Source organism: Candidatus Aquicultor sp., from assembly GCF_054640775.1.
This window is the reverse complement of sequence record NZ_JBTSLF010000234.1, coordinates 1-3,590: the sequence shown is the minus strand read 5'-3', so window position 1 is coordinate 3,590 and position 3,590 is coordinate 1. Positions and strand designations below refer to the sequence as shown.

General features: G+C 48.2%; 5 protein-coding genes. All 5 read right to left on the bottom strand.

Features of this window, described 5'->3' with window-relative positions:
* Nucleotides 1–426: ABC transporter ATP-binding protein (locus tag ACYC56_RS13360; RefSeq protein ID WP_461374668.1), on the bottom strand; the 426-nt coding region annotated here is incomplete at its 3' end.
* Nucleotides 423–1,163, bottom strand: coding sequence for an ABC transporter ATP-binding protein (locus ACYC56_RS13355; RefSeq protein WP_461374667.1), 741 nt, complete (start codon nucleotides 1,161–1,163; stop codon nucleotides 423–425). The genes ACYC56_RS13360 and ACYC56_RS13355, both read right to left, overlap by 4 nt.
* A 71-nt stretch (nucleotides 1,164–1,234) precedes the next feature.
* Nucleotides 1,235–2,221 (bottom strand): branched-chain amino acid ABC transporter permease, encoded by a 987-nt coding sequence (locus ACYC56_RS13350; RefSeq protein ID WP_461374666.1) that lies wholly within the window; start codon nucleotides 2,219–2,221, stop codon nucleotides 1,235–1,237.
* 2 nt (nucleotides 2,222–2,223) lie between these two features.
* Entirely contained in the window at nucleotides 2,224–3,105 is an 882-nt protein-coding gene (locus ACYC56_RS13345; RefSeq protein ID WP_461374665.1) for a branched-chain amino acid ABC transporter permease, read from the bottom strand.
* A 170-nt stretch (nucleotides 3,106–3,275) separates the two neighbouring features.
* Nucleotides 3,276–3,590, bottom strand: a 315-nt coding sequence (locus tag ACYC56_RS13340; RefSeq protein WP_461374664.1) for an ABC transporter substrate-binding protein, incomplete at its 5' end; no start/stop codon positions are given.

Genomic DNA, 3,590 nt, shown 5'->3' with positions numbered 1-3,590 from the left:
AGTCAACATCTGTTGTTCCCCGCCGGAGAGGTGGTTGCCCATGTGCGAATCAAGTTCCTTCAATTTCGGAAAGAGCGTGTATATTCGGTCCAGGTCCCAGACCCCTCCCTCTCTTTCTTTTCGGGCGACAAGGATGTTCTGGCGAACGGTTAAATCTGGAAAAATTCTTCGGTCATCCGGTACAAAGCCAACACCCAGGGAGGCAATGCGATATGGGGGTTTATTGGTGATCTCTTGGCCGTTAAACTTGATGCTTCCCGAACGAGGAGGCGTCAGACCGATAATGCTTCTTAAGGTGGTTGTCTTCCCAGCCCCGTTCCTCCCCAGGAGGCAAACGGATTCCCTTTCTTTGATTTCTATTGAGACGCCGAAGAGGATATGACTGGTGCCATAGTAGGTGTGAATGTCGTTGACCTCAAGAATCATGCTGTGCCACCCAAATAAACTTTCCGGACCTCTTCGTTCGCCCTGACCTCTTCGGGTTTCCCATCGGCGATCAAAGTCCCTTGATGAAGGACGGAGATCCTTTTTGCTATCCCGAATACCACACTCATGTCATGTTCGGTGAAGAGGATGGTCAACCCTTTTTCCTCAACCAACTTTTTAACAAAAATCATGGTCGTTTCCGTCTCATCAGGAGACATGCCGCAGGTCGGTTCATCCAGGAGCAAAATCTCGGGTTCGGTCCCCAGGGTAATGCCCAGTTCCAGTCTCTTTTTGTCCCCGTGAGAAATGGAATCTCCCAACCGATTGGCTTGGTCCGCCAATCCTACATCTTCCAAGATACGCCAGACTTCTTCTTTAAAATGCTTTTTGGCCGAGGAGAAAAAATCGAGGGTAATCCGGCGGTGAGTCAATAAGCCCATTAAAACACTTTCGTAAACGCTGAGTTTCGGATAGATACTGGTGATCTGAAAAGATCGGGTGATGCCTAGTTTGCATCGACGATAAGCGGGCAACTGAGTGATTTCTTTATCCTTGAACAGAGTCTTTCCGCTGGTGACTCGGTGGTAACCGGTAATCAGATTAAAGTAGGTTGATTTTCCGGCCCCGTTTGGACCGATGATGGCGTGGATATCTCCCTGTCGGATTTCGAGGGTTACCTCATTTACCGCTCGAAGTTTTCCGAATTCCTTGGTTAATCCTTGCGTTTTTAGAAACATGGCCTGCTGATTTCCAGGTTTAAATTTTGTTGGCCTGCCTATACCAGGCCGAGATTTTTAATCCGCAATTTTTAGGGGCGGTTGGCCCGTTCATTTCTGGTTTCTCTTCGTCCCTTAAGCTTCTCGGCAGCAAAACCAAGCATCCCACCGGGGAGGAAGAAGATAACGATAAGAATTAGAACCCCCATGATAAATGCCCAGAAAACGGTGTAGGCCAAAACCCAGGCATGAAAGAAGGTCATAATGAACATTCCAAAAACGGGTCCAAAGAAAAGAGAGGATCCTCCCAGAATGGCTGCATTGACGGGTTCCGCCGACTTCAGCCAAAACAAAGCCGAGGGGGCCATGGAGCGATAAAAAGGGGCCCACAGGGCTCCGGCCACACCGGCGTAGGCCGCAGCGATAATAAAAGCCACCAACTGGTATCTGGCGATACTGATCCCTAAGAACTCGGTCCTCTCAGAATTCTCCCGCATGGATTTAAGGGTATACCCAAAAGGTGAATTCACAATCCGCCACAAAAGATAGGTCGCCAGGATAAAGACGATAAGAATGAAGAAATAGTAACTGATCGGAGAATTGAGCAGATCCGGTGGATAGACCCCTTGGATCCCATCATCACCCCCGGTAAAATCATGCCACTTATAAATGACGAAATAGATCAACTGACCGAAAGCAAGGGTCAAAATAGAAAAATAGATCCCTCTCAAACGAACACAAAAAAATCCTATGATCAGTCCCAGAAGGGCGGCCACCAAAACCCCTGCCGCTAAACTGAGCCAGAAATTAAAATGAAACTTGGTAATCATCATGGCCACGGTGTATCCCGATAGGCCGTAGAAGGCCGCTTGCCCGAAAGAGAGCTGCCCCATAAACCCGAAGAGGAGATTGAAGCTCAGGGCCAGAAGGCTCATAATCAGGGCCTCACCTAAGATCGTCAGATAGAACTCACTGATGACAAAGGGAGCAATGATAGCCGCGGCAAGAAGCAGGGCCAGCCACCACGTTCTCTTGATCCATGAATTTTTTTCCTCAGGGTGATTGGTTTTGGTTTCCATCTCTATCTTTCCGGTCTTCCAAAAAATCCCCAGGGGCGAATGATAAGGACAATGGCCATGACGATAAAAATAAAGGCTAAGGCCAATTCCGGTTTATACATAATCCCAAAGGAATAAACCTCTCCGATAATAAAGGACCCCAGGAGTGTCCCGGGAAGACTTCCCATACCTCCGATGACGACTACGGCAAAACACTCGATAATGATTTCGACATCCATACCCAGACGAATCGCTCCGAAGGGCGCGGCTACGGCGCCACTCATTCCGGCAATCATGGCCCCTAGAACAAATATCCAGGTAAATAACCAGGGAATAGGTATGCCTAAGGCCGAAACCATCTCGCGGTCACTGGCGGCCGCCCTGATGATGTCGCCGAGACGTGTTTTATAAACAAGCCACCACAGGAAGACGACCAGGGCCAATCCCAATATAATAATAAAAAAATTGTAAGAGGGGAAAGGGAATCCGAACAGGGAAACAGCCCCGGTGAAAGGTTCGGGCCTGGGGATCGAGAGAAATTCCCCGCCCCAACCCCATTTAACAATATCCGTAATAAGTAAAATGATGGCGTAAGTAGCTAAAAGTTGCTCAGGCCACCCTCGGGAATAAATCCGCCTCAACAGGAAAAATTCTATCAGAAGCCCTATCCCGGCCATAATCAGAGAAGCGAGGATCGCGGCGACATAAAAGCCGACGACGGGTATGAGCAGAAATTTCCAGATGGAATAAGTGAGAAAGGCCCCCAGCATATACAAAGAACCGTGGGCAAAATTGAGGACCCTTAATACGCCAAAGGTCAGAGAGAGGCCCGAGGCGACCAAGAAGAGAAGGGCCGCCCGGGCAATTCCGCTCATAAACTGATTGAAGAGAATATCAAAAGACATTAAAATTACTCGTAGCTAAGTGTGTTGTCTCAAAATTTTTAAATAGATAAGAGCAACAATTGCTGGGGGAATGATACTGGATGCTGGATAAAACCAAAAACCGATACTGGATAACTTGATAGGTATTAAACCAGTATCCGGCATCCAGTATCCAGTATCTTTTTTCAATCTTAGCGTGTCACACCGGTTTTCTTCCAGACCTCCCGAACACCAGCCTCGGATCGAATGACCTGATCCCCGGGGATTCGAGAGATATCCTTCCAGATCTTAAATGGATAGTTGGGATCTTTGGCGATAACACCTTGATAGCTGGGGACTGTGCCCATATGGTCTAAGGGTCGAATGGAGAACTTCCCCCTTAAACTATCCAGGTTCATTCCCTCCATCGCTTTTATGACCGCGTTGGTCTCTATTGTTTTAGCCTTTTCGATGGCTGCCTTGAGGAGGTAAATGCTATCATAAGCCATGACCGCCCATGAGTCCGG

Bases quoted from the DNA above. Each gene is read 5' to 3' on its own strand.
- ACYC56_RS13345 (WP_461374665.1), bottom strand. From the start codon at position 3,105: ATGTCTTTTGATATTCTCTTCAATCAGTTTATGAGCGGAATTGCCCGG.
- ACYC56_RS13355 (WP_461374667.1), bottom strand. From the start codon at position 1,163: ATGTTTCTAAAAACGCAAGGATTAACCAAGGAATTCGGAAAACTTCGA.
- ACYC56_RS13350 (WP_461374666.1), bottom strand. From the start codon at position 2,221: ATGGAAACCAAAACCAATCACCCTGAGGAAAAAAATTCATGGATCAAG.